The sequence below is a fragment of the Corynebacterium stationis genome (genome assembly GCF_001941345.1).
Classification (GTDB): Bacteria; Actinomycetota; Actinomycetes; order Mycobacteriales; family Mycobacteriaceae; genus Corynebacterium; species Corynebacterium stationis.
This window is the reverse complement of record NZ_CP009251.1, coordinates 2,659,390-2,683,763: the sequence shown is the minus strand read 5'-3', so window position 1 is coordinate 2,683,763 and position 24,374 is coordinate 2,659,390. Positions and strand designations below refer to the sequence as shown.

The 24,374-nt window shown below is 55.4% G+C and carries 25 protein-coding genes; 14 read left to right on the top strand and 11 right to left on the bottom strand.

Translation table 11 applies throughout. The annotated features are described in order from the left end of the window. Nucleotides 1–25: 25 nt before the first annotated feature. The gene (locus tag CSTAT_RS12450; RefSeq protein WP_066841182.1) at nt 26–646 is read right to left on the bottom strand and encodes a response regulator; all 621 of its coding nucleotides are present in this window, start codon (nt 644–646) and stop codon (nt 26–28) included. Further along, nucleotides 636–1,802: a sensor histidine kinase gene (locus CSTAT_RS12445; protein WP_075723937.1), complete on the bottom strand. Its 1,167-nt coding sequence runs from the start codon at nt 1,800–1,802 to the stop codon at nt 636–638. Before CSTAT_RS12445 ends, CSTAT_RS12450 begins: the two co-directional genes overlap by 11 nt. 177 nt (nt 1,803–1,979) lie before the next feature. Between CSTAT_RS12445 and CSTAT_RS12440 the strand changes: the two genes are divergently transcribed. After that, nucleotides 1,980–2,987, top strand: coding sequence for an FtsX-like permease family protein (locus tag CSTAT_RS12440; RefSeq protein ID WP_075723666.1), 1,008 nt, complete (start codon nt 1,980–1,982; stop codon nt 2,985–2,987). Beyond that, on the top strand, nt 2,980–3,687 hold the full coding sequence (locus CSTAT_RS12435; protein WP_088859281.1) for an ABC transporter ATP-binding protein: 708 nt from the start codon (nt 2,980–2,982) through the stop codon (nt 3,685–3,687). The genes CSTAT_RS12440 and CSTAT_RS12435 overlap by 8 nt, the downstream gene beginning before the upstream one ends. A gap of 11 nt (nt 3,688–3,698) precedes the next feature. On the opposite strand, the gene CSTAT_RS12430 is transcribed toward CSTAT_RS12435, so the two are convergent. Further along, the gene (locus CSTAT_RS12430) at nt 3,699–5,192 is read right to left on the bottom strand and encodes a bifunctional ADP-dependent NAD(P)H-hydrate dehydratase/NAD(P)H-hydrate epimerase (RefSeq protein ID WP_244892853.1); all 1,494 of its coding nucleotides are present in this window, start codon (nt 5,190–5,192) and stop codon (nt 3,699–3,701) included. Further along, a complete protein-coding gene (locus CSTAT_RS12425; protein ID WP_066796968.1) occupies nt 5,180–5,989 on the bottom strand; it encodes an Fpg/Nei family DNA glycosylase in 810 nt (269 codons plus the stop codon). The genes CSTAT_RS12430 and CSTAT_RS12425 overlap by 13 nt, the downstream gene beginning before the upstream one ends. Before the next feature lie 66 nt (nt 5,990–6,055). Between CSTAT_RS12425 and CSTAT_RS12420 the strand changes: the two genes are divergently transcribed. Both CSTAT_RS12420 and trhO read left to right on the top strand, forming a co-directional pair. Continuing rightward, nucleotides 6,056–7,552 (top strand): DUF1846 domain-containing protein, encoded by a 1,497-nt coding sequence (locus CSTAT_RS12420; protein WP_075723665.1) that lies wholly within the window; start codon nt 6,056–6,058, stop codon nt 7,550–7,552. 125 nt (nt 7,553–7,677) lie between these two features. Then, nucleotides 7,678–8,640: an oxygen-dependent tRNA uridine(34) hydroxylase TrhO gene (gene trhO, locus CSTAT_RS12415; protein WP_075723935.1), complete on the top strand. Its 963-nt coding sequence runs from the start codon at nt 7,678–7,680 to the stop codon at nt 8,638–8,640. Here trhO and CSTAT_RS12410 read toward each other — a convergent pair. The 4 genes from CSTAT_RS12410 to CSTAT_RS12395 all read right to left on the bottom strand — a co-directional run bounded on the left by CSTAT_RS12410 (nt 8,637) and on the right by CSTAT_RS12395 (nt 11,875). Next, the gene (locus tag CSTAT_RS12410) at nt 8,637–9,134 is read right to left on the bottom strand and encodes a hypothetical protein (RefSeq protein WP_075723664.1); all 498 of its coding nucleotides are present in this window, start codon (nt 9,132–9,134) and stop codon (nt 8,637–8,639) included. The two genes, trhO and CSTAT_RS12410, sit on opposite strands and share 4 nt — an antisense overlap. A 13-nt stretch (nt 9,135–9,147) precedes the next feature. Then, on the bottom strand, nt 9,148–10,092 hold the full coding sequence (locus CSTAT_RS12405; protein WP_075723663.1) for a universal stress protein: 945 nt from the start codon (nt 10,090–10,092) through the stop codon (nt 9,148–9,150). Nucleotides 10,093–10,151: 59 nt separating this feature from the next. Continuing rightward, nucleotides 10,152–10,634 (bottom strand): MarR family winged helix-turn-helix transcriptional regulator, encoded by a 483-nt coding sequence (locus CSTAT_RS12400; protein ID WP_066796949.1) that lies wholly within the window; start codon nt 10,632–10,634, stop codon nt 10,152–10,154. Between the two features lie 149 nt (nt 10,635–10,783). Then, entirely contained in the window at nt 10,784–11,875 is a 1,092-nt protein-coding gene (locus CSTAT_RS12395; RefSeq protein WP_075723662.1) for an inositol-3-phosphate synthase, read from the bottom strand. Between the two features lie 139 nt (nt 11,876–12,014). Here CSTAT_RS12395 and CSTAT_RS12390 point away from each other — a divergent pair, with 139 nt between their 5' ends. From CSTAT_RS12390 to CSTAT_RS13540, 8 genes are all read left to right on the top strand, one after another. Further along, nucleotides 12,015–12,386 carry a DUF5318 family protein gene (locus tag CSTAT_RS12390; protein ID WP_244892942.1) on the top strand — a complete coding sequence of 124 codons (372 nt, stop codon included), beginning with the start codon at nt 12,015–12,017 and terminating at the stop codon, nt 12,384–12,386. An 81-nt stretch (nt 12,387–12,467) separates the two neighbouring features. Beyond that, nucleotides 12,468–14,699, top strand: coding sequence for a transglycosylase domain-containing protein (locus CSTAT_RS12385; RefSeq protein WP_075723660.1), 2,232 nt, complete (start codon nt 12,468–12,470; stop codon nt 14,697–14,699). Between the two features lie 65 nt (nt 14,700–14,764). Further along, nucleotides 14,765–14,959 (top strand): hypothetical protein, encoded by a 195-nt coding sequence (locus CSTAT_RS12380; protein WP_075723934.1) that lies wholly within the window; start codon nt 14,765–14,767, stop codon nt 14,957–14,959. A 149-nt stretch (nt 14,960–15,108) separates the two neighbouring features. After that, nucleotides 15,109–15,399, top strand: coding sequence for a 30S ribosomal protein S6 (gene rpsF, locus CSTAT_RS12375; RefSeq protein ID WP_171974897.1), 291 nt, complete (start codon nt 15,109–15,111; stop codon nt 15,397–15,399). 53 nt (nt 15,400–15,452) lie between these two features. Further along, nucleotides 15,453–16,025, top strand: coding sequence for a single-stranded DNA-binding protein (locus tag CSTAT_RS12370; RefSeq protein ID WP_075723659.1), 573 nt, complete (start codon nt 15,453–15,455; stop codon nt 16,023–16,025). Between the two features lie 61 nt (nt 16,026–16,086). Beyond that, nucleotides 16,087–16,539, top strand: coding sequence for a 50S ribosomal protein L9 (rplI, locus tag CSTAT_RS12365; protein WP_066796930.1), 453 nt, complete (start codon nt 16,087–16,089; stop codon nt 16,537–16,539). A gap of 457 nt (nt 16,540–16,996) precedes the next feature. After that, nucleotides 16,997–18,490 carry a replicative DNA helicase gene (gene dnaB / locus CSTAT_RS12360; RefSeq protein ID WP_066841207.1) on the top strand — a complete coding sequence of 498 codons (1,494 nt, stop codon included), beginning with the start codon at nt 16,997–16,999 and terminating at the stop codon, nt 18,488–18,490. Nucleotides 18,491–18,712: 222 nt separating this feature from the next. Beyond that, nucleotides 18,713–18,856 (top strand): hypothetical protein, encoded by a 144-nt coding sequence (locus CSTAT_RS13540; protein ID WP_153301093.1) that lies wholly within the window; start codon nt 18,713–18,715, stop codon nt 18,854–18,856. 43 nt (nt 18,857–18,899) lie between these two features. On the opposite strand, the gene CSTAT_RS12355 is transcribed toward CSTAT_RS13540, so the two are convergent. Genes CSTAT_RS12355 through CSTAT_RS12345 form a run of 3 tightly spaced genes read right to left on the bottom strand, consistent with a single transcriptional unit; the run spans nt 18,900 to nt 22,735 of the window. Further along, entirely contained in the window at nt 18,900–20,240 is a 1,341-nt protein-coding gene (locus tag CSTAT_RS12355; RefSeq protein ID WP_075723657.1) for an MFS transporter, read from the bottom strand. A gap of 50 nt (nt 20,241–20,290) precedes the next feature. Then, nucleotides 20,291–22,528 (bottom strand): heavy metal translocating P-type ATPase, encoded by a 2,238-nt coding sequence (locus CSTAT_RS12350; RefSeq protein ID WP_075723656.1) that lies wholly within the window; start codon nt 22,526–22,528, stop codon nt 20,291–20,293. Nucleotides 22,529–22,534: 6 nt separating this feature from the next. After that, the gene (locus CSTAT_RS12345; protein WP_075723655.1) at nt 22,535–22,735 is read right to left on the bottom strand and encodes a heavy-metal-associated domain-containing protein; all 201 of its coding nucleotides are present in this window, start codon (nt 22,733–22,735) and stop codon (nt 22,535–22,537) included. A gap of 76 nt (nt 22,736–22,811) precedes the next feature. Between CSTAT_RS12345 and trxA the strand changes: the two genes are divergently transcribed. Both trxA and CSTAT_RS12335 read left to right on the top strand, forming a co-directional pair. After that, the gene (gene trxA / locus CSTAT_RS12340; protein WP_272867663.1) at nt 22,812–23,261 is read left to right on the top strand and encodes a thioredoxin; all 450 of its coding nucleotides are present in this window, start codon (nt 22,812–22,814) and stop codon (nt 23,259–23,261) included. 112 nt (nt 23,262–23,373) lie between these two features. Beyond that, a complete protein-coding gene (locus CSTAT_RS12335) occupies nt 23,374–24,297 on the top strand; it encodes a PspA/IM30 family protein (RefSeq protein WP_066841214.1) in 924 nt (307 codons plus the stop codon). Nucleotides 24,298–24,374: the final 77 nt, after the last annotated feature.

Below are 24,374 nucleotides of genomic sequence, written 5' to 3'. Positions count from 1 at the left end.
GCGCCCAGCAAAGCTGGGACCCAAGTTAAATCAGCTTGCGTTCGCGTGCGGCCGTGACCGCAGCCGTGCGATTATCCACGCCGAGCTTTTGATAGACGTGGATCAGGTGCGTCTTTACCGTGGCCTCGGAGATAAATAACTGCTGCGCCAAGGCCTTATTCGAAGCGCCGGTGGCCAAAGCCTGCAAGATTTCAATCTCGCGGGCTGAGAGCGCTTGCTGCGGCCTGCCCACACGCTCAGCCAAAAGTCCTGCGACCTCGGGCGATAAAGTGCGGCGACCTTCAACGGTTGCGACGACGGCATCGTGAAGCACTTGCTCTGGGGAATCTTTCAGCAAATAGCCCAAAGCCCCAGCTTCCACCGCGGCAATAATATCGGCCTCGGTGTCATAAGTCGTCAAAATCAGCACCGGTGGCCCGTCGTTATCGCGCACGCGCCGGGTCGCGGAGATGCCATCAACGCCCGGCATTTGAATATCGCAGACCACGACATCGACAGCGAGCGATTCCGGTGCAAAAAGTCTATCGACGGCCGCGCCGCTGGAGCCTTCAGCGACTACTTCGATATCGCTAAAAGAATCCAAAATTGCGCGCAGACCCGCACGTACTACGGGGTGGTCATCAATCAGCATGACTTTAATGCTCATCGCGGTCCTCTCTTTCACTAGTGAGCGGCAACCGGGCTGCTAATGCAGTCCCACCGTTTGGTGGTGACTCCACACTCATCGTGCCACCTAAAGATGCAATGCGCTGCTGCAAACCACTCAGGCCAAAGCTCGAGCTAGAGGTCGAGTTTGAGGCATCAGCAGTATTCATGCCTACGCCATCATCAACGATGTCAATGGTTAAAGCATCCGCAAAGATACCTAAGGTCACCACCACAGTAGAGGCATGGGCATGCTTGGCCACATTCGACAGTCCTTCTTGGGTACACCGCAATGCAGCAGCGGCAATCGGCTGCGGAATAGCGGTGGTGGTATCCCCGGCAAACTCTAGACGGAACTCCGTGTCTTCCCCCAAACCTGCACCCCGGTCGCGCATGCGTGCCACCGTGGAACGCAAAGCTTCCGGCAAAGACTGCTGCACATCTGGTGAGGCCAAATCGCGCACAAACCGCCGTGCCTCAGCCAAATTATCTGCCGCGACCGACTCAATCGTGGCTAACTGCGAACTCGGATCTGCACTACTTTTCGCTGCGCGCGCCAACAGCACAATCGAACTTAAACCCTGCGCTACGGTGTCATGAATCTCGCGCGAAAGCCTTTCGCGCTCCTCCAACCGGCCTGCTTGATGCTCACTGGCGGCCAACTCTTCTTGCGTTGCACGCAGTTGCTTAGCAATCGCCCGATGATGCTCAATTTCTGCATGTAGTGCGCGATAGGCAAAGAAAATGGCAATGGCAAAGACCGTGCCAATCAAGGGACCCACGGCCGCTGCCACACCCCAGGTTTCAGGATGCAGCCACAAGGGCACAAACGCTGCGACCAGCCACAACCCCAGGGAAATCAACAGCGCCGGCACAAGCGCTGCGATATGCAAGGTCAAAAGCACCAGCGGAAATTCCAGCCATAAAAAGTCCTGCGAATGCGTCAGCAACATTAACCACAGCACCAAAATGCCCGTCAGCCACGCATATTTGGCGCTGTTAGAAATTTCCACCTGCGCACGCGCGCGATGCCGCTCTAAGACCGTGCCGTACACATACAACCCAGCCATCAACACGGAAAAGAGGGGGACGGCGGCGCTATGTGGGGCATCGAAAAGCGAGCGAAGCACACCGAAACCCAATAAAAAGGCAAACATGATGTGCAAGCCCACCCGCAACGCATCAAGCACGCGTACCAGCGAGGAAAAATTCGAAGTACTCACTCATCAAGGCTAGCGTGACAAACAGGGGAGGAGGAATCAACCAGACGGTTGATTAGCAAACCAACCAGCGACCCGATTACAACGTGACCTGCGCAAACCACAATAGAAGTCATGTTCTTAAGTCTTCGAGATATCGCGTATGCCCGCGGACGGTTCGCGCTAATGACCGGCGTCGTCGGGATGATCACACTCCTTTTAGTTATGCTCTCCGGCCTAACCGGCGGGCTGGGTAAGCAAAATACCTCAGCGCTTGAGGCCCTTGACCCAGCCGGCGTGGTCTTTAGCTCGGAGGAGCCTTCCTTTACCGAATCCGCCATTACTGCCGATGACATTCGCGCGCACGACAATGCCACCGCACTGGGTGTGGGGCAGACTCGCATGGAGGCCAATGACACCGCCGCAGGCGTGGGCATTTTCGGCCTGGCCGAAGGCAACGCTATCCCCGGCACTGATGAAACCATCGGTGAGGGCATTGCCATTGCTGAGACCACCGCTGAGGAACTAGACCTTGCTTTAGGCGAGGAAGTCACCTTGGCCGGACAAGCCCAAGAAATCACTGCGATTGTGCCTGATTTGTACTACTCCCACTCACCTGTGGTGTGGATCAGCCTTTCTAACTGGGCCGATATCACCCACGCGCCAGCTGATGTTCGCGGCACGGTGCTGCTTACCGATGCTGACGACCCCGATGCCGTCTCCCTCAAAGAAGCTTTCGCAGGACTTGCCTCTTATTCCTCGGAACAAGGCTCCTTGCTGACCATGCAGGGTTTTCTCTACGTCATCTCGGCTCTTGTGACCATTGCCTTCTTGACCGTGTGGACCATCCAACGCACCCGCGACCTATCCATCCTGCGCGCACTGGGCGCATCCGGAAACTACTTGCTCAAAGACTCACTGAGCCAAGCCGCAGTCATCTTGACCATCGGGGCAGGCCTTGGCGGTCTTATCGGCTGGGGGCTTGGAGCCCTTGCCTCGGGTGTCCTGCCCTTTGAACTAAGCGCTGCCACCGTGGTTGTCCCCACCGTCGGCATCTGGTTGCTGGGACTACTTGGCGCGCTGCTTGCTACCCGCAAGGTTTCTCAAACTGACCCAATGATTGCTCTTGGAGGAAATGCTTAACATGAATAAGAACACTCACGCCCTCGAGATAACCCAGGCCACAGTGGTCTACCCCGATGGAGAATCCACCGTCACCGCATTAGACAAGGCTGATTTATCCGCCAAGCCGGGCGAGCTGACCGCCATTATCGGTGAATCCGGCTCCGGTAAATCCACCCTGCTCTCCGTTGCTGCTGGCCTGGTCACTCCGACTTCTGGCCGCGTAGAAGTCGCCGGCATCGATCTCACCGGCGCGGATGATAAGACCCGTTCCAAGGTGCGCCGTGAGAATATCGGCGTGATTTTTCAGCAAGCAAACCTCTTGGCATCGTTGACGGTGCGCGAACAGCTGCTGATTATGGACCACATCCGCGGGGTGCGCATGCGCCCGCAGCGTGCCGATGAGTTGCTCGAGCAGGTCGGTTTGGCCAACCTGGGCAGTCGCCGCATGGCGCAGCTTTCCGGTGGTCAGCGCCAGCGTGTCAATATCGCGCGCGCCTTGATGGCCGAGCCAGCGCTTTTGCTTGCCGATGAGCCCACCTCCGCCCTTGACTCCTCCCTGTCCCAGGAAATCATGGCGTTGATTGCGAAACTTACCCGCGAAATGAACACCGCCACCGTGATGGTCACCCACGACCGCCGTCTGCTGGACTACGTCGACCAAGCTGTCGAAGTCCGCGACGGGCGCGTTGCAAATGCTGACGCATTAGCAACCCACTAGATCCGCAGAGCTTAACGGTTGTTTAACTTGGCGATAGCCCGGCTTAGAGCTGTGGCTATCCCCATTGCTGTCGTTGGAGCATAACCTTCCGGCTGTTTGGCTGACAGCGCTGCAGCATGCGCGTGAATAGCTACCGCCGAAAGCAGGGTTTCCTGCATCGAGGGTTGCATCGAATCTTGGGTGGGGTGATGTACGGAGCGCCACGCGAGCAAAGCACCAATAACGCCCGCGAGTACATCGCCAGAACCTGCGGTAGCCGCGAAAGAATTCCCGGTATTTATACTTACCGGCAGCTCATGCGGGGAAGTAATCGTGGTGATACGCCCTTTGAGTAGGATGTGGCAGCCAAGCTCATCACTGAGCTGTTGCTGACTTTTACCACCTAGACGTGCGAATTCGCCGGCGTGCGGGGTTAAGACTGCCCCGCGCACACGCTCGCGCAGGTGCGGATGCTGAGCGATTAAGGTGATGGCATCGGCGTCGATAACCACCGGAAGCTTGGAATCTAGAATCTCTTCAAGCTCAGAAAGCGCAGCACCGTCGGTACCGCGGCCAGGGCCCACCACCCAGGCATCCACGCGCCGGGCTGCGGCAACGTCTTTGACGGGAACAACCTCAGGAAAGTTCGTGATATCGCCGATGGTCAGCACCATCGAAGTAGTGGTGTGCACAGCACCTGCGGTACACATGATGCCAGCACCTGGGAATTGCTCACTTCCTGCAGCAATACCCGTGACGCCATGGGTGTATTTATTATCAAAAATCCCTGGAATAAGCCGCGGAATGGGACCGGTATCAGCCAGGCGAGCAATACCTTCAGGCAGCGGCGATTCCCACAGGTTGCTATCGCAGCTAGGCTCAGCGCTGGTATAACCCACGGGCGCATGCTTGCCGATGATCTCCGCTAGCCCAATATCCGCAATCAACACCTCGCCGCACTCAGGATGCTCGGCGTGCACGGTGCGCGCGTGACCGAAGGTAATCGTGGCATCAGCAATCACGCTGCGCTGGGTTCCACAGCCCGTGGGAGCATCAATGCTTAAGACTTTCTTCCCGCACGCCATCAAGGCTGCCACTTCCTCGGTAGCTTCACGCGATGAACCCAGACCCGCGACCGCATCAATTACTAGGTCATACATACCGTTCGTCGAGGCGTCTTGCGCTGAGACGACCTGCCCGCCAGCTGCAAGAAAAGTATTGTGCGCTGCTTCGTGCGCGGTGTCAGCTGTTAGAACGGCGTGCACCGTGTGCCCTTGCAGTGCTAAATGCGCGCCGGCAAAAAGCCCATCGCCACCATTGCCGCCAGGCCCTGCCACCACGAGGACGCGAGCAGGCTCAGTCTGTCCAGGTAGGGGGAGCAGCGCGGCGGCGACTTCCGCGCAGGCTTGAGCGGCTTTCTTCATCAACGCATCGGACTCTACTTCGCGTGATAGAAGTTCTTCTTCGGCAGCGCGCGCAGCCTCCAGGCTAAAAACCGGGCTTAAAGCAGGGGCTATCGTTGACACGTCGCGCACCAAAATACCTTTCGACCTTCCATAATGCGTGAGACCACCGGGGTTCCGCAGACATAACACGGCAAGCCCTCGCGCCGGTAGACATAGACTTCACCACCGTGGTCATCCTTGCGGGGATCGCGTCCCATCGCCTCAGGGGTGTGCTCGGGCGCGACCGTATCAATCCGGCCCACGTCCACGCCATCTTGCATCAATGCCACGAGGTCTTGCCACAGCGCGGAAAACTCGGCATCGGAAAGCTCATTTCCCGGGCGAAATGGCACAATCTGCTGGCGGAATAACACCTCGGTCCGATAAATACTCCCGACCCCGGCAAAGAGTCCCTGGTCTAACAACAAGGACCCAATCGCACGCTTGGAACGCTGCACCTTCGCCTGCAGCGGTGCCGGATCGGTGCCGGCAATCAGCGGATCCCAACCGACCTTCGCAAGCTGTGCTTCATATTCTTCTTCGGTAATCAGCCGGCACCACTGCGGACCCCGTAAATTCGCCGCCTGCTCGCCATTCGAAATATGCAGCCTAATCTGCCCACGCAGGGTATCCGGGTCTTCAAATAAAAACTGCCCGATAAGCCCTAAGTGGATGTAGATGATGTGGGATGGCGAGGGGGCATCGAAAAGCAAGAAAAGATGCTTCCCCCATGCCTCAGCGCGCTCCAAGCGGTGCCCATCTAACTGCTCGGCTTCCGCGGCAAAACGGCCTTGAGGTGAGGACACCTGCAAATCCATCCCGCGAAAATCTCGATTAAACGTGTGGGCTAAACGGTGAATTACGTGTCCTTCAGGCATATTGAATAGTTTATAAGTTTTTCCGGTACATTCAGTGATTGAACGCGAACGAGAAAGGCACACTAGATGACGCATGCACAAGGATTCGACCGAGAGAAATACATCTTGTTGCAATCCGAACACATCAATAAAAGGCGTGCAGACATCGGAGGCCGGCTCTACCTAGAAATGGGAGGCAAGCTTTTCGACGATATGCACGCCTCTCGCGTTTTACCCGGCTTCACGCCGGACAATAAAATTGCGATGCTTCAGCGCATTAAAGATGATGTCGAGATCTTGGTGTGCATCAACGCCAAAGATATCGCGCGGCAAAAAGTCCGCGCCGACTTAGGCATCTTGTACGAAGATGATGTGTTGCGTTTGATTGATATCTTCCGCGAGCGCGGATTTTTGGTCGAACATGTTGTGATGACCCAGTTTGAAGAAAGCAATGAACAGGCAGTCGCAGTAGTTGAGCGCCTGCGCCGGTTGGGTCTCAAGGTTGCGAAACACCGCACGATTGCCGGTTATCCCACCAATACTGATGTCATTGTCTCCGAAGAAGGCTTTGGCAAGAATGAATACGCCGAGGTCACCCGCGACCTCGTGGTGGTCACCGCACCGGGACCGGGCTCCGGCAAGCTGGCAACGGCCCTGTCGCAGGTCTACCACGAACTGAACTCTGGGAAGACGGCTGGCTACGCGAAGTTTGAAACTTTCCCAGTGTGGAACCTACCGCTGGAACACCCAGTGAACCTGGCTTATGAGGCTGCGACCGTGGACTTAAATGACGCCAACGTCATTGACCACTTCCATCTCAAGGCCCATGGTGAGTCCGCGGTCAACTACAACCGCGACGTCGAAGCCTTCCCGCTGCTCTCGGCGCTGTTGGAGAAAATGACCGGGCATGTGCCTTATCAGTCTCCGACGGACATGGGCGTAAATATGGTGGGCTTTTGCATCACCGATGATGAGGTCTGCCGCAAAGCCAGCGAGCAGGAAATCATTCGCCGCTATTTCAAGACGCTTGTCGATGAAGCCCGCGCCGGCCTTGATGATGTTTGGTCCTCGCGCGCCGCTGTGGTCATGGCCAAAGCTGGCATTAAAGAAACCGACCGCCGCGTAGTGGCTCCCGCACGCATGCGCGCCGAAGAAACCGGCGATGCCGCATCCGCTATTGAGCTTGCCGATGGCACCATCATTCGTGGGCGTACCTCCGAACTTTTGGGCTGCTCAGCAGCGATGCTGCTTAACGCACTCAAGTACTTGGCCGACATTGACGATGAGACCTTGTTGCTCTCACCAGAGTCCATTGAGCCGATTCAGTCGCTCAAGACCAAGCACCTAGGCTCGCTGAACCCGCGACTGCACACCGATGAAGTATTGATTGCGTTGTCTGTGTCTGCAGCGAAAGACGAAAATGCGCGCCGGGCTCTTGATGTCATCAAGCAGCTGCGTGGCTGCGACGTGCACACCACCACGATCCTCGGTTCGGTCGACGAAGGCATCTTCCGTAACCTCGGCGTGCTGGTAACCTCTGACCCAGTCTTCGCGCGCAAGAAGGCCTTGTACCAAAAGCGGTAGATTTTCCGAAAGAAAAATCAACCGGGGGAATATTCGGGGTGCGACAACACTAACTCGAGAAGAGGCGGAAAGCGGACGAAGGCCACGATTCCACAAAGTGGAATTACGGGTTTAGACTAATGCCCGTGAGCATCGGCAAAATTCTTCTCTACTACAGCTTTACCCCTCTCAAAGACCCAGAGGCCATCATGTTGTGGCAACGCGACCTCTGCGAATCCTTGGGTCTGAAGGGGCGTATTTTGATCTCCGAACACGGTATTAACGGCACCGTGGGCGGAGACATGGAAGCGTGCAAAAAATACGTACGCAAAACCAGGGAATACCCAGGCTTTAAGAAGATGGCCTTCAAATGGTCCGACGGCGATGCCGAAGACTTCCCGCGTCTGTCGGTCAAAGTCCGCGACGAAATCGTTGCCTTTGGCGCGCCGGGTGAGCTGAAAGTCGATGAAGACGGTGTCATTGGCGGCGGTGTGCACCTCAAGCCAGAAGAGGTCAACGAGCTTGTTGAAAAGCATGGTGATGACGTGGTCTTCTTCGATGGCCGTAACGCGATGGAAGCCGAAATCGGCAAGTTCAAAAATGCCGTGGTGCCCGATGTGAAAACCACGCACGATTTCATCAAAGAAATCGAATCCGGCAAATATGACTGGATGAAAGACCGCCCGATTGTCTCCTACTGCACCGGCGGTATTCGCTGCGAGATTCTATCCGTGCTGATGAAAAACCGCGGCTTCAAAGACGTCTACCAAATCGACGGCGGTATCGTGCGCTACGGCGAAAAGTACGGCAACGAGGGCCTGTGGGAAGGCTCCATGTACGTCTTTGACAAGCGCATGCACCACGAATTTGGTGCTGGCGTCAAGGACCCCGGATTCATTCAGCTGGGCCACTGCGTGCAATGCGGTGCCGGTACCAATACCTTCGTCAACTGCGTTAACGAAGATACCTGCCGCCAGCAGGTGCTGCTGTGTGATGACTGCGCTGCGCACACCGCGACCGCCAATTGCGGCCGCAAGGACTGCCAACAAGTAGCAGCGGAGCTTGCCGCTGCCGAAACTGGCGCCGAAGCGGGCACTGAAACTGACTAGGAGTTCAGCACGTTCGAGAGCTCCAGCAGGGTTTGCAGCAGCCAGAACATGCAGTGTGGAACCATGATCCAAAAGGCGCCCATCCATGGGCGCCAGCGTAAGTAGCTGCGCAGTTTGCGAACCAGAATAAGCCCGGAGGCTAAAAGGCCAACGATGGGGACGATTGATGCGCCAATGATCCAGATGACTCGCTGACTATTGGAGCAAAACCACACGGCTTCGCCGGCGGTACAGTCTGGGCCGCCCACCAGGCGGAAAATGACCAGGAGTCCGATCGCGATAGCGAAGGAAAGCGCGACCGTGATGATGGTAAACCACACGGCTTGACGTGTGGAAGCGCGGTTTAACTCGGCGATTTTTGCCGGGTCTGGCTCATCGGCTAAGTCATCGAGCGAGTGCGGTTCCGGACGCGGCATATTGGCAAAGTCCGCGTCCGTGGACAGATCATTTTCAGGGTGATCTGGACCTGTGAAATCAAATCGACGAGCGCTCATGCATTTAACCCTACTAGCTTGGTTTCCGCGAAGGCCATACGATAATCGGTACCGAAAGATGCGGCAGCAATTCCGTGGCGCGGGAACCAATAAATACGCGTTCGATAGCGCCCATCGGAGTAGAGCCCAAGCAGATTAAATCGCCCTTCTTCCACTTCAAAGAGTCGACTGCTGCGCGCCATCCCTTCCCAGAACCAATCTCAGTACGGATTTCTAGATCGGGAAATTGTTCGCCCACCTTCTCGCGCGCGATATCGAGGCGCCCTAAGGAATGCTCGCGCCACTGCGAAGTCAGTTCTAAAGCAACGTCGAGCTTGTCGTGAATAGGTGCGGCAACTAGTCCATGCGAAGAAAAGACGACGATGCGCAGGGGAACTTTCCACTGGGCGGCGAGCTGGGCGGCATCGAGAAGCGCGGGCAAATCATTGCTGCCTTGCTCCTCAGTCATCGCAAAATTCAAACGAGTGACACCATGTTTGGATAGTTTCACCGCGCGCGGGGTAAGGCCTACGGGAATAGGCGAGTAGTGCAAAAGGCTATCGGCGGTCGAACCCGCCACGAAGCGACCTTTCGCTGCACCTTGGTTTGTTCCTAAGAGCACCAAGTCGGCCTCAAAGTCCTCAGCAGCTTGGGTTAAAAGCTGCGGCTTGGAAGGACCATCCATGAGCACGGAATAGTCCTTGTTCCACTGATCGCGGGCAATCCCTGCTGCCTGCAAAGTACTTTTGACCGCTTGCTTGCAGGCCTTAGCTTCCTGGGCAAACCATTTATGGTACTTTCCGCCCAATTTCTGCATGGAAACTTCATGCCAGGGTTGGACGAAGGCGGAAACTACCCGAACCTCAATTTTTGTGGTGCGAGCAAGCCAAGCGGCATACTCGATCGGTTCAGTGCCGCCGGAAGCCGGCGTCCAAGAAATAAGGATGCGAAAAGCGCGATTATCTGAATTCAGCGGCATAAAGAAACAACGTCAGGTCAAAGGGATGCGTTCTACACCCTCATCTTAGAGATCCGACACTATTTCTGTGAATCCTGGGTAGGGCGATAAATTTCCGCGAGCTTATTAATCAAATCGGAAACCTCACGTGCTGTTTGCAAACCCTCAGCATCCAGCCACCGTAGAATCTCTGCTAAAGCCTCGGCACGTTCGTCGCTAACGCGCTGAAGTTCGGCTTCGCCCTTCTTAGTCAGCTGCACCATAACGCCGCGGCGGTCTTTTTCATCGCGGCTACGCTCAATAAGATTGCGTTGTTCTAATTGATAAAGCGCATTAGATGCCGTGGGCATGCGGATAAGCTCAGCGGCCGCGACCTGGCTAACGCGCGCTGCGCCGCGAGCTTTGAGCTGGTTCATAATCGAGACCTGCGAAGTGGTAAGCGATCCACCTTCGGTGGTGCGCTGAAAAATCACGACTAATTTATTAAGCGCCGGTTGAATTTCCGTTGCGACTTCTAGGGCGTCTTCGAGACTGGACGGGGAGTTTTTATTAGCTTCAGTCATAAAAATATGATACCGCCCACCTCGTCCGATGTGTTGTTAATTGACCAAAAGGTTAGGTTTTGGGCCCTAAAATATTTCCGTATAAAGCTAAACCACACTTTCGGGGGCTAACGCATGTGAGAGCGTGTCCGAAAGCGTGGTTGTGCAAGCTAGTTGGCGTCGACGATGAAGGCTTCGAGTGCAGCGCGCGCTTCATCGTCAGGCATTTGCTGCGGCGGAGACTTCATCAAATAAGCGGACGCCGGCAGGATGGGTCCGCCGATGCCGCGGTCGAGCGCAATCTTCGCCGCGCGCACCGCGTCGATGATGATGCCGGCGGAGTTCGGGGAATCCCACACCTCGAGCTTGTACTCCAAGTTTAGTGGAACCTCACCGAACGCGGAGCCTTCCAAGCGGACATAGGCCCACTTGCGGTCATCGAGCCACTCGACGTAGTCGGATGGACCGATGTGCACGTTGCGGTCTTCCTTCTTGCCCGCGAGCGGGGAATCCTTCAAGTTAGAAGTAACAGCTTGAGTCTTGGAGATCTTCTTGGATTCCAAACGGTTGCGGTCCAACATGTTTTTAAAGTCCATGTTGCCGCCGACATTGAGCTGCATGGTGCGCTCGAGGCGCACGCCGCGGTCTTCAAAAAGCTTGGCCATCACGCGGTGGGTAATCGTCGCGCCGACCTGGGACTTGATGTCATCACCAACAATAGGGACGCCAGCGTCGGTGAACTTCTGTGCCCACTCAGGATCGGAGGCAATAAAAACTGGCAAGGCATTGACGAAAGCACAGCCTGCATCGATAGCTGCCTGGGCGTAGAACTTATCCGCTTCTTCTGAGCCAACTGGAAGGTAGGACACTACGACATCTGCGCCGGAATCTCTCAGAGCCTGAACGACATCGACAGGCTCTGCGTCAGATTCTTCAATAGTTTCCAGGTAATGTGTGCCCAAACCATCTAAAGTGACACCGCGCTGTACCTCCACACCCAGGTGTGGCAGCTCAGCAATGGTGATGGTGCAGTTGCGGGATGCGCGGGTGGCGTCGGAAAGATCCTGGCCTACCTTGGCTGCATCGACGTCGAAGGCTGCAACGAACTCAATATCGCCAACGTGGTAGTCGCCAAACTGTGCATGCATGAGGCCGGGAATTTTTTCATCGACCGCGGCGTTGCGATAGTACTCCACGCCTTGGATAAGGGAAGTGGCGCAATTGCCAATGCCAACGATGGCAACCTTTACTTGTGAGGCCATTTTCTAAATGTGCTCCTTGATTATAATTTTTGGTTAAGCCTTGAACTCCCAACCCTAGGGAGGAAGGCCTCTCAAGTGCTACTTTGTGGCGAGGTGGATCGATAAAGTTGATGATATGAAGGTGGAAAAAGTGAGTGGCATAACACCTCAAGTGGCGTATAAGCACAAGGTGTCCCATGAATGGGAACGCGCAGCAACCCTGCGCGAGCTGCGAGCCGGACGGCTCGCGCAAGACGATGTCTGCGACGCTGACTTTTTGCTGCGCGCGGCAGCCACCCACCACGGTGTTGATTCGAAACGTGCCTGCCCCATTTGTGGCTCTGTACTGCGCAATACGCGCTGGGTCTATGGCGAAGTCTTGGGGCGGCGCGCGGGTAGTGCGCGCAGTGAGAAAGAAATCGCCGAATTTGTTGCAGAAGGCCTAGAATTTACTGTTCATACCGTAGAGGTTTGTCGCAGCTGTCGATGGAACCACCTTTTAACCTCCGAAGTTGCCTATCGAAAGTGTTAACGTGCATGTATCGCAGTAGTATTAGACCCCAGTGATATACCCGGCGATTATTAAAGCTATATGGAAGTAAGGCGCGTTTAGGTGAGCGATAAGAAGGAAACGACTCCGTCTGCGGGCGGTAGGCGCAGGAAAAGCACCCGCCGTTGGCCGTGGATTGTGCTCATTATTGCCGCAATCTGCATCGTCATTCCCGGCGGAATGTTTGCGTATGCGTATGTGCAGTATGAGGTTCCCGAGCCAGAAGACCTGGCCAATAACCAGATTTCGACGATCTACGCTTCGGATAACAATACGCAGCTCGCGCGGATTGTGCCGCCGGAAGGAAACCGCACCCACGTGAGCTTAGAAGAGATCCCAGATCATGTCGAAAGCGCCGTTTTGGCTGCTGAAGACCGTGACTTCTGGACTAACTCAGGTTTCTCTTTTACCGGCCTGATGCGCGCGGTCGTCGGCAAGGTTACTGGCGATGACTCCGCCGGTGGTGGCTCGACAATTACCCAGCAGTACGTGAAAAACACGCTGGTCGGCAATGAGATCTCCTATGTGCGTAAGGCGCGTGAGCTGGTGTATTCCATCAAGATGACCAACCAGTGGTCGAAGGAAGACATCCTCAACGCTTATCTCAACACCGTTTACTTCGGCCGCAACGCTTACGGTCTGCAGGCCGCTTCTTTGGCGTACTTCGACAAAGATGTTGAAGAGCTCACCGTTGAAGAAGGCGCCATGCTCGCCGGTATCATCCAGGCGCCAAGCAACTGGGACCCAGCCGTTGATGCGCAGCAGTCCGAGCAGCGCTGGAATTACGTGCTCGATGGCTTGGTAGAAATGGACACGCTACCAGCCGAAGAGCGCGCTGGCATGCAATTTCCGCACACCGTAGAACCATCGGCGGTGTCGGCTTATACCGAAGCCACCGGTGCGAATGGGCACATTAAGAACAAGGTGATTGAGGAACTCGAAGAAGTTGGCATCTCCGAAGATGACGTCAACACTCGCGGTTTGCGTATTACCACCACGATTGACCCGACTGTGCAAAATGCCAGCGTCGATGCAGTCGATGCCAACCTTGCTCCGCTGCAAGAAGATGCGCGTGCGGCAGCGGTGACCATCGATCCATCGACAGGCGCAGTGCGTGGTTACTTCGGTGGGAACGAGGCTGAGGGTTGGGACTATGCCAATGGTCCTACTGAAACCGGTTCGACTTTCAAGGTGATGGCACTTGCGGCAGCGCTGCAGCAAGGTATTCCGCTGAGCCAGAACTACTCTTCGGCGCCTTATGACCTGCACGGGATTACCGTGGGTAATGTTTCAAATACCACCTGTGGCGTGTGCTCTATTGAAGAAGCGTTGATGCACTCCTACAACACTTCCTTTATGCGTCTGCAGGCGGATTTGGAAAACACCACCCAGGACACCGCTGACATGGCTTATGCCTTGGGCGTAGCCAAGTCCTTGCCGGGGATTGAGCGCACCTTGACCGAAAATGGCGAGCAGCCTTATGAAGGCATCGTGCTGGGCCAGTACCGCTCCCGCCCGCTGGATATGGCTGTAGCGATGGCAACTTTAACCAACCGCGGCGTGTGGCACGACCCGTACTTTGTTCAGCGCGTAGAAACCAACTCCGGTGAAGTACTCTACGAGCACCCTGTTGATGAGGGCGAGCGCCGCGTTTCCCAGCAGGTAGCCGACAATGTCATCCAGGCGATGAAGCCTATTGCAGGATGGTCCAACGGTGCTTTGGCAGGTGGCCGCGAGTCAGCTGCGAAGACCGGTACCCACCAGTTGGGTGATACGGGCCTGAACAAGGACACCTGGATGATTGGTTCGACGCCACAGTTGGCATCGGCTGTCTGGGTTGGCGCTGCGGATAATGCCTCTGCGATTAACAACGCCTGGGGTGGTGTCATGTACGGCGCCGGTGCACCAACGCAAATTTGGAAGCAGATTCTAGACACTTCGCTTGCCGATGCCGAGTGGGAGTCCTTCCCACAAGCCGTGCCCGTAAGTTACGGTTTCAATGAGCTCTCCAACGCCACAGCGTGGGATTCATCTTGGAACTATGACTCCTCCGGTGATGCAGCAACAACTGAAGATTCTGAGACCGACGGTGAAGGCACCGAAGGTGATGAAGACGGCAACGATGAGGCGAACCGCGAAGAAGAGCAGTCGCCGGAGAACACGAGTCCATCAAACGGCGGCGGCAATAATGGCGACAACGGCGGTGGTGGAGGCGGTGGCGGTAATGAACCGAACCTGCCGCAACCGCCGACAGTCGATGATGTCATTGGTGACTTAGAAGATCTCTTCAACTAAGCACTGCCCAAAGGGCCGACTTAAGGATCGTTGGTTTTAGCCGGTGATGGGCCATAATGATAGCCATGAGTGTTGTCACCATCATCGGTATCGTGTCAATTGGCTTGGGCTTTATCTGCGTCCTGAGCGCTTATTACACCTTCCAGCGCGGTAAAGACCGCCGGGTTCCGCTGGCGCTGGGAATTGCGGCACTTGTCCTTTTGACCATCATTCCGGTTACCTGCGCGGTATTTTATGCCGCGACCTCGCACGGCTATTAAATCTACAGAGATTTTGCTGGTGCGGGGGATTTTCGATCCGTGCTGCTTTGCGGTACGCTGTTGAGGTTGCTTGACGCAACGTACCCTCCTGCCATGTCCGCAAAGGTGATGTGGCCGAAACTACTAGACCATAGGAGGTGATGAGGTCCGTGCGTCACTACGAAGTCATGATCATTTTGGATCCGAGCCAAGATGAACGCACTGTAACCCCGTCCCTAGACAAGTTCCTCGAGACCGTTCGCTCTGAAGGCGGCAAGGTTGAGAACGTTGATGTGTGGGGCAAGCGTCGCTTGCTGTACCCAATCAACAAGAAGGAAGAGGGCGTTTACGCTGTTGTAAATCTCGAGTGCGAGTCTGCGACCGTGCTGGAGTTCGACCGTCGCCTGAGCCTGAACGACTCTGTTCTGCGAACCAAGGTTCTGCGCACAGACAGCAAATAACGGATACTGGGGCTTAACTCATTAATCCGATTCTCAAGGAGTAGGCAAATACCATGGCACAGGGCGATACCAATATCACGGTCGTTGGCAACATTGTTGCTGACCCAGAGCTGCGTTTTACCCCGTCGGGTGCACCAGTCGCGAACTTTCGCGTAGCGTCCACCCCGCGTCGCTTCAATTCCCAGACTAATCAGTGGGAAGACGGCGAGGCTATGTTTTTGACGTGCAACGTTTGGCGCCAGGCGGCTGAGAATGTCGCAGAATCCCTGACTAAGGGCATGCGCATTGTCGTTACCGGTCGTTTAAAGGCACGGTCTTTCCAAACCCGTGAGGGTGAGAATCGCACCGTCTTTGAAATTGACGTTGATGAGGTCGGGCCATCGCTACGCTATGCCACCGCACAAGTTAACCGTAATCCACGTGAGGGTGGACAAAGCGGCAACTTTGGCGGAAATCAAGGCGGCGGACAACCTGGTGGGAACCAGGGCGGCGGCAACCAAGGTGGCTTTGGTGGAGGATTCGGTGGAAATCAATCTTCCGGTGCGCAGTCACAGCCAGCTAATGACCCTTGGAACTCCGCTCCACCAGCTGGTGGATTCGGCGGAGATGACGAACCCCCGTTCTAAATTTACTGTCAGCGATTAATCAACATTCAACTTAAAAACATATAAGTGAAAGGCAGGGATCATGAAGCTGATCCTCACCGCTGCCGTTGATAACCTCGGCGCTCCAGGCGAAGTTGTTGAGGTTAAGAACGGTTACGGACGTAACTACCTGCTTCCACGCGGTTTGGCAATTGTTGCTACCCGCGGCGCTGAGAAGCAGATTGAAGGCATCAAGCGTGCACAGGAAGCTCGCGCAATCCGCGACTTGGACCATGCACGTGAGGTCCGCACTCAGCTCGAGCAGCTGGAGAAGGTTGTTGTCGAGGTCAAGACCTCCGACAAGGGCAAGCTCTTCGGTTCTGTTACCGCTGATGATATTGTTGCCGCAGTCAAGAAGGCTGGCGGCCCTAACTTGGACAAGCGAATCATCGAATTGCCAAAGGGCCTAGTCAAGAAGACTGGCAACTACCAGGTCGAGGTCAAGCTGCACGCTGACGTTCTCGGCAAGATTAATTTCTCGGTCGTCGCTGCCTAATAATTGGCGCGTTCGACGGTCATAATTTCTAGAAATTTATAGACCCAACGACAACAGCATTTAGCGCGCAGGCCCCGAAGTATCATTCCTATGTGAGGTGGGAATGGCATCGGGGCCTGCGTGCTTTTTATCTGTGGACAACTGTGCACTATTGTGGATAACTGTGGATAACTTCGCAAACCTGTGGATAACTTCAGCTATATAGGTGCATCGAAAAGCGCTGCTCTAAGCTGCTATTTTCGTAGCAGAAACCACCTGTGAGCTGTGTAAATGGGGAATAGTTCAAACTATTCCTCAGGGTTAAAAAGGGAAAATTGCCGCTGACCTGCAAATTGCACAGGCGGCTGTGGACAACTGTGGATAACTATCCCCAAGATGTGTTCAAGTTGTGCCCAAGCGAAGGTTGCGTGGACGTACTAGGCTGGAAGAGGCCTTTAATAATGAAAGGGAAAAGTCGATGACGTCGAGTATGGGAGCAAGTTTCGACGACGATAACTACCTGCCGCCGGAAGAGCCGGCGCCGGAGTCTTTCGATATCCCCGAAGCAAGCTATCCCTCCAATAATTACGGCGGTGGCCGACGCAAATACGGTAAGCGCGATGAGCTGGAAAACCCGCAACGCTACGGGGAGTTCCGTCAGCCGCCGTCGGATAAAGATGCCGAGCAGGGCGTACTCGGTGCGATGTTGCTGTCGCCTGCGTCAGTCATTGAGGTTATCGATGAAGTCGATCCGGAGGATTTCTACTATCCTGCCCACCAGCTGATCTATGCTGCGATGCTGGACTTGTACTCCGATGGCACCGACATTGACCCAGTGATTGTTGCGAGCCGTCTGGACCGCCAGCAAAACCTGGAGCGCATCGGTGGCGCGGTGTACCTGCACACCTTGTTGGCAACGGTGCCAACGGCCGCCAATGCCCGTTATTACGCTGAGATTGTCGCTGAGAAGGCGCTGCTGCGCAAGCTTGTCGATGCTGGCACGCGCGTGGTCCAACTCGGCTTTAATGGCGATGAGGACGCGGAAATTGAAACCGTGTTGGACTTAGCGCAGCAGGAAATCTTCAAGGTTGCGCAGAAGAAGACCACGGAAGATTACAAGGTCATTGGTGACCTGATCATCCCGACCATCGATGAGCTCACCGCGCTGCAGAATAATGGTGGCTTAGAATCCGGTGTTCCCACCGGTTTCATTGACTTAGATAACTTGACCAACGGTCTGCACGCGGGACAGATGATTATTATCGCGGCGCGTCCTGGTGTTGGTAAGTCGACGTTGGCGCTGGACTTTATGCGCTCGTGTTCGCTGCATCAAAATAAGGGCTCGGTGGTCTTTTCTCTGGAAATGAGTGCCTCAGAAATCGTGATGCGTTTGCTGTCAGCAGAATCTGAGGTCAAGCTGTCGGATATGCGCTCTGGCAAAGTCTCTGGTGAAGACTGGGAGCGCCTGACCGATACGCTCAACCGCATTCAGGATGCACCGCTCTACATCGATGATTCCCCGAACCTGACCATGATGGAGATCCGAACCAAGGCGCGCCGTCTCAAGCAGCAACAGGGCTTGGATTTGGTTGTGCTGGACTACCTGCAGCTGATGAGCTCAGGTAAGAAGGTTGAATCGCGTCAGCAAGAGGTCTCGGAATTTTCCCGTCAGCTGAAACTCTTGGCGAAGGAACTCGAAGTGCCAGTTATCGCTATTTCCCAGCTAAACCGTGGCCCCGAGTCGCGTACTGATAAAAAGCCGCAGTTGGCTGACCTTCGTGAGTCTGGCTCGTTGGAGCAGGACGCCGATATGGTTATGTTGCTGTACCGTCCTGACTCCCAAGACCGCGACAATGAGCGCGCCGGTGAGGCCGATATTATTTTGGCGAAGCACCGTGGTGGCCCAATCGATACCGTCCAGGTTGCGCACCAGTTGCACTACTCGAAGTTCGTGAATATGGCTCACGGCTAGTCCGCGATGTATTAAATTCATCACAGCTTGTTGGCCTAAAAGTCAGAGAGGCTGTGACACCAACGGTGCTCGAATGTATTCGTACTGGTTAAGACGTTATTTACTGGTATTATGAGGCTTTCCTATCTAAGTACGGCCATAGATAGGAAAGCCTTTCCATCGATGAAATCCCTGCTCACAGGTGGCAATGTTAGTGCTACCGACGAATTGTGAGGAGGAAAGATGAGTATTTCGGTATCCCGCACCAGCACTGCGACCGTGTTGTCGAATGTTCCCCGCGATATCCGCGAGATTGAACGCCAGGCACCTCGTCCTTCGGGCTTTGCTGCACTTCTAGCCCGCGTCTTTGGTGCTAAGCATAATTAAAAGTACTCGCACGCTAAATGACAGCGTGTGGGGGCCTTCGCTGTTAACTAGCGAGGGCCTTTCCTTTGTTTTCCGGCAGAGTAAAGGCGGCGATGGCTGCGATTGCAAAGGCGCTAGCGAAGAGAACGAAGAGCCAGGGCTGTCCGGCGGCAGCGAGAATCGGCGGCACGATCAGTGGGGAGATGATCGAGGCGATGCGGCCAAAGCCAGCTGCAGCGCCGGTGCCGCGGCCGCGAATGTGGGTGGGGTAGAGCTCAGGGCCAATCGCATAAAGCGCGCCCCAGGCGCCGAGGTTGAAGAAGGACAGGAAGCAGCCGGCGATGATGATGCTGACTTCGGAATCTGCCAGGCCAAAGGCGCCGGCGGACACTGCGGAGCCGACTAAGAATACTGCAAGCGTTACTCGTCGCCCCCATACTTCAATAAGCCAAGCGGCAGCGGCGTAGCCCGGCAGCTGCGCGAGCGTAATGATGAGGGTAAAGCTAAACGAGCGCACCAGCGTAAAACCATCGGCGACCAACAGCGAAGGAATCCAGATGAATGCGCCGTAGTAGGACAAGTTGATGCAAAACCAGATAATCCACAAAGCAGCGGTACGTGCGCGCAGACGCGATGACCAGATAGAGGATTCTTCAAAAGCTTCATCGAGCGCTACCTCTGGGGCGAGATCTGAGTCGAGATTCTTGCCCTCGGCTAAGGCGGCGTTTTCGAAAGAAGTGACAATTTCTTCAGCCTCTTGATGGCGATTCTTCGCCTCGAGGTAGCGGACGGATTCGGGCAGGGCTAAGCGGACATAGAGCGCATAGGCTGCTGGAACCATGCCGATAGCTAATGCCCAGCGCCAGCCGGAGTCAGAGGCACCGACGACGAAGGTGCCAATGATAGCGGCTGCAATCCAGCCGGCGGCCCAAAAGGCCTCAAGTAAAACCACCATGCGCCCGCGGATGCGGCGAGGAGCAAACTCAGAGATAAGAGTTGAGGCAACAGGGAGCTCGGCGCCTAAGCCCAGCCCGACGATAAAACGCAGAGCAATGAGCACGGCAAGCCCGGTTGCCAGTGCCGAAGCGCCGGTCGCGAGCCCGTACACCAATAAGGTAAGGGCGAAGACATGCCTGCGGCCGAATTTATCAGCCAGTAATCCGCCCAAGCTGGCGCCGAGCGCCATTCCGACAAAACCGGCGGTGGCAATCCAGGAGGTCTGGGTCGATTCTAAGTTCCAGTGCACCGCTAGCGCGGCCATGATGAAAGAGATAAGTCCGACGTCCATGGCGTCGAGCGCCCAGCCGACGCCGGAACCTACCAATAGCTTTTTGTGTTTGGAGGTTACCGGCAGCCGGTCAAGGCGCTCGTTTTTGCTTAGAGAAGAAGCAGTAGTTTGAGTCATGGGCGCTGATAGTAAACAACGCGATAGGTTTCTGCCTAATGGGCTAAAACCTAATGCGTGTGGAAGGACCTCAAGCGTAGGGAGTTGCCAACCACGAACACGGAGCTAAAAGCCATGGCCAGGCCTGCAAAGAGCGGGTTTAGGAAACCAGCAGCAGCGACTGGAATCAAGAGCACGTTGTAGGCGAAGGCCCAGAATAAATTACCTTTAATCGTGCTAAACGTCTTGCGTGAAAGTAGGATTGCTGCTGCGGCTGAGCGCAGATCAGAGTTCATCAGCGTGATATCGGAAGCCTCAATGGCAACGTCGGTGCCCGCGCCCATCGCCAAGCCAAGATCGGCTTGGGCTAAGGCAGCGGCGTCGTTAACACCATCGCCGACCATCGCCACAGTCAGACCAGCATCTTGCAGTTGGCATACTTTCGCGACCTTTTCTTCAGGCATCACGCCGGCAAAGACGTGAGTCTCATCAATTCCGACTTCCCGTGCAACCGCATGCGCCGCACCGGCATTGTCGCCGGTGAGCAGATACGGGGTTAGGCCTAAATCCTTGAGCTGGGCAATGGCAGCAGCGGAGGTGTCCTTGATGGTATCGCGCACGGCAATAATTCCGGCCAGCTTGCTATCGATGCTCACCACAATCGCCGTGGCGCCGGATTCTTCGGCGGCCGTGAAGGCATCGGCAAGCTCGCCAAGCTCAGCGTGGCTTGCGCGGCCGATGGATACCAGCGCGCCTTCTACGGTGCCGGATACTCCGATCCCAGCCTCCGATTGAAAATCAGAAACGGGCAAGATGTCATCAGCATGCTTGACGATGGCCTGTGCAATCGGGTGTTCAGAACCAGATTCCACTGCCGCGGCGTAGTTGATGAGCTTGTGTGAATCCACGCCAGGAGCGGGGATAACGTCGCTTACGCTCATAACACCGGTGGTTACCGTGCCGGTTTTGTCTAAGACGATGGTGTCGACCTTCTTAGTGGACTCGAGAATCTCTGGACCTTTAATAAGCAGACCCAGCTGCGCGCCACGGCCGGTACCGACCAAAATCGCAGTCGGGGTAGCAAGACCCATCGCGCACGGGCACGCGATGATCAAGACCGATACTGCGGCGACAAACGCTGGGGCAATACCTTGCGCCAGCAGCAGGTGCGCAAAGAGCGCGACAACAGCGATGATTACTACCGCAGGGACAAAGACTTGCGCGATGCGGTCAACGAGGCGCTGCACCGGTGCCTTGGAAGACTGGGCTTCGGTGACCAGCTTGGCCATCTGTGACAAGGTGGTGTCTTCGCCCACGCGGGTAGCGCGAACAATGAGCTTTCCGGAGGTATTGATAGATGCGCCAGTAACGCGTGTGCCTTCTTGAACTTCCACCGGAACCGATTCGCCAGTCAACATGGATTCATCAACCGCAGAGAAGCCTTCGATGACTTCGCCGTCCGTGGCAATCTTTTCGCCTGGACGCACGACGAAGAGATCCCCAATTGCAAGGTCAGTGATGGGAATGCGGGTCTCTTTGCCATCGACAAGCAAAGATGCGTCTTTCGCACCCATATTCAACAGCGTGCGCAGCGCTTCTGAGGACTGCCCCTTCGCTTTAACCTCAAAATAGCGGCCCAGTAGCAAGAACGTGATGACCATGCCCACGGACTCCAGATAGATATGGTCCATCTGCGCGTTATTGGAGATAAGCTCCATGTGCATGCGCATTTCAGGCATGCCGGCGTGGCCGAAAACCATGACATACAGCGACCAGAAGTACGCCGCTGAAGTGCCCATCGTAATCAGCGTGTCCATGGTAAAGGAGCCGTGCTTAATATTTGTCCACGTCGCCTTGTGGAACGGGGCGCCGCCATTGATGAAGACGATCGTGGCTAAAATGGCACTCAGCCATTGCCAGTAATCAAATTGCAGTGCCGGGATCATCGACACCAGCATGATGGGAAGGGACAGGGCACCAGACATAATCGTCAAGCGCTTGAGATGGCTCGCTTCTTCCTCGCGGGCAATGTCAGCTGGGGAGGCACCGTCAAGCGACTGTGTCTCGTCTTTTGATGCGTCGGCTTTCGCTGCTGGGCTGGCGTCGTAGGCATCGTATCCGGCGTCTTGAATGACCTTGATGAGGTCCTCCGGCGCAGTCAAGCTGGGATCGTAGCTAACCGATGCAGACTCGGTGGCATAGTTAACGGTCGCATTGACGCCATCGACTTTGTTGAGCTTGCGCTCCACGCGTGACGAGCACGAGGTGCACGTCATGCCGGTGACGCCAAGATCGATGTGAGTGCTCATGGGGGATTAAACCACCTTGTAGCCTGCCTCCGCGACGGCTGCGGAGACCTGCTCATCTGTAAATCCTGCGCCTTCAACGGCAACCTGGCCGGTCTTGTGATCAGCGTTGACCGCGGTAACACCTCCGATTTCGCCGATTTCTTCCTGCACCGACATTTCGCAGTGGCCGCAGGTCATGCCTTCGACGGTGTAATTGGTAGTTGCCATGATGGATACTCCTTAAAGGTGGATGAATGTGCTCTAACAACCTTCATGATATACCCCCTTGGGGTATCTGACAAGGGTGTGCAGCGGGAATAGTTTGTCTTTCGGTACCGTTGAATACCAACAGAGCGGAAAATCCGAAACTTATTTAAGGAGAACAATGGCAACCGTAGAAGTAACCAAGGAAAATTTCGAAGAAACCACCATCGGTGAGGGCATTACGATTGTTGACGCATGGGCTGAATGGTGCGGACCATGCAAGCGCTTTGCTCCAGTCTTCGACAAGGCTTCTGAAGAGCATGAAGACATCACCTTTGCCAAGCTAGATACCGAAAATAACCAGGATCTAGCCGGTGCGCTGCAGATTCAGGCAATTCCTACCTTGATGGTCTTCCGCGATGGCATCCAGGTCTTTAACCAGGCTGGTGCTTTGCCACCTGCTGCTTTTGAGGATCTGATCAAGCAGGTTCGCGATTTGGATATGGATGCTGTTCGTGAACAGGTTGAGCAGCAGAAGAATCAGGGCTAATTCCAGCAAGTAATTGCCCCTTTTACTCGACGCTTTCTTGTGAGTGACGCTACACTCGCTAGAAAGCGTCTTTTTAATTGATTGAGAACATTTACAAGGAGTGAGGCGGGCGATGGCTAACCCATTTTCTAAGGGCTGGAAGCACTTGATGGCATCTTTCGATCAGAAAATTGACGAAAATGCTGACCCTAAGGTCCAGATTAAGCAGGCTGTGGAAGGCGCAAAGAAGCGCCACCAGGAAATTACCGAGTCAGCTTCGGAGATTATCGGCAATCAGCGGCAGCTGGAGCTGCGGTTAAACCGTTTGCTGAAATCCCAGGATGATTTGCAAACGCAGACCCGTCGCGCTCTAGAGCTAGCAGACAAGGCGCAATCTGACGGAGATTCAGCTACCGCGCAGGAGTACAACAACGCCGCCGAGGTTGTTGCGGCACAGCTGGTTGCCACGGATCAGGAAATCGAACAGGTCAAAGCCCAGCATGAATCTGCAACGCAGGCTGCGAAGCAGGCGCAGGAACAGCAAAAGCAGTCCGAGGCGCGACTGCGTGAGCAGCTCGCGCAGGTAGACCAGCTGATTGCGCAGGCGGACCAGGCTACCATGCAGGAGATGAACGCAGAGGCGCTCAGCTCCATGGATGATCTCACCCCTGATGGTTCGACCCCAACCTTGGACTCGGTGCGCGCAAAGATTGAAAAGCGCTACTCGAATGCACTTGGTGCCCAAGAGCTCTACCAAGCATCGGGCGGCAGCCGCATCCAAGAAGCCCTCGAGTCGACCGAAGATATGCGCGCAAAATCGCGTCTTGATGAAATCCGTGCCTCAATGGCAGGCGATAAGCAGCTTACCGCTGGCGATAAGTCTTCGGCTGAACAAAAAGACGCTAATGCCGAAGCAAACGCGGACGTTGAGGCTGAAGCAGTGGATCCAGAAGTAGCCGGCGATGCCGCAGCGAAAACGGCGTCGGACGATGTCCATGATGCCGAAATTGAGCAGGTCCTAGAAGAAGCCAAAAAGGCTGTCGACGACAAAGAGTAGAGAGCAAAAATAGCTTGCTACCGGCAAAAAGAAAGCAGCGAGGCCCCAAGTAAATGGTGGCCTCGCTGCTTTTATTT

Excerpts from the sequence above, each read along its gene's own strand:
- CSTAT_RS12345 (WP_075723655.1), bottom strand. The coding sequence starts at position 22,735 with ATGGCAACTACCAATTACACCGTCGAAGGCATGACCTGCGGCCACTGC.
- CSTAT_RS12350 (WP_075723656.1), bottom strand. The coding sequence starts at position 22,528 with ATGAGCACTCACATCGATCTTGGCGTCACCGGCATGACGTGCACCTCG.
- CSTAT_RS12440 (WP_075723666.1), top strand. The coding sequence starts at position 1,980 with ATGTTCTTAAGTCTTCGAGATATCGCGTATGCCCGCGGACGGTTCGCG.
- CSTAT_RS12400 (WP_066796949.1), bottom strand. The coding sequence starts at position 10,634 with ATGACTGAAGCTAATAAAAACTCCCCGTCCAGTCTCGAAGACGCCCTA.
- rplI (WP_066796930.1), top strand. The coding sequence starts at position 16,087 with ATGAAGCTGATCCTCACCGCTGCCGTTGATAACCTCGGCGCTCCAGGC.
- CSTAT_RS12335 (WP_066841214.1), top strand. The coding sequence starts at position 23,374 with ATGGCTAACCCATTTTCTAAGGGCTGGAAGCACTTGATGGCATCTTTC.
- CSTAT_RS12395 (WP_075723662.1), bottom strand. The coding sequence starts at position 11,875 with ATGGCCTCACAAGTAAAGGTTGCCATCGTTGGCATTGGCAATTGCGCC.
- CSTAT_RS12445 (WP_075723937.1), bottom strand. The coding sequence starts at position 1,802 with ATGTTTGCCTTTTTATTGGGTTTCGGTGTGCTTCGCTCGCTTTTCGAT.
- CSTAT_RS12425 (WP_066796968.1), bottom strand. The coding sequence starts at position 5,989 with ATGCCTGAAGGACACGTAATTCACCGTTTAGCCCACACGTTTAATCGA.
- CSTAT_RS12355 (WP_075723657.1), bottom strand. The coding sequence starts at position 20,240 with ATGACTCAAACTACTGCTTCTTCTCTAAGCAAAAACGAGCGCCTTGAC.
- CSTAT_RS12370 (WP_075723659.1), top strand. The coding sequence starts at position 15,453 with ATGGCACAGGGCGATACCAATATCACGGTCGTTGGCAACATTGTTGCT.
- CSTAT_RS12450 (WP_066841182.1), bottom strand. The coding sequence starts at position 646 with ATGAGCATTAAAGTCATGCTGATTGATGACCACCCCGTAGTACGTGCG.
- CSTAT_RS12405 (WP_075723663.1), bottom strand. The coding sequence starts at position 10,092 with ATGCCGCTGAATTCAGATAATCGCGCTTTTCGCATCCTTATTTCTTGG.
- CSTAT_RS12435 (WP_088859281.1), top strand. The coding sequence starts at position 2,980 with ATGCTTAACATGAATAAGAACACTCACGCCCTCGAGATAACCCAGGCC.
- dnaB (WP_066841207.1), top strand. The coding sequence starts at position 16,997 with ATGACGTCGAGTATGGGAGCAAGTTTCGACGACGATAACTACCTGCCG.
- CSTAT_RS12380 (WP_075723934.1), top strand. The coding sequence starts at position 14,765 with ATGAGTGTTGTCACCATCATCGGTATCGTGTCAATTGGCTTGGGCTTT.
- CSTAT_RS12420 (WP_075723665.1), top strand. The coding sequence starts at position 6,056 with ATGACGCATGCACAAGGATTCGACCGAGAGAAATACATCTTGTTGCAA.
- CSTAT_RS12410 (WP_075723664.1), bottom strand. The coding sequence starts at position 9,134 with ATGAGCGCTCGTCGATTTGATTTCACAGGTCCAGATCACCCTGAAAAT.
- CSTAT_RS13540 (WP_153301093.1), top strand. The coding sequence starts at position 18,713 with ATGAGTATTTCGGTATCCCGCACCAGCACTGCGACCGTGTTGTCGAAT.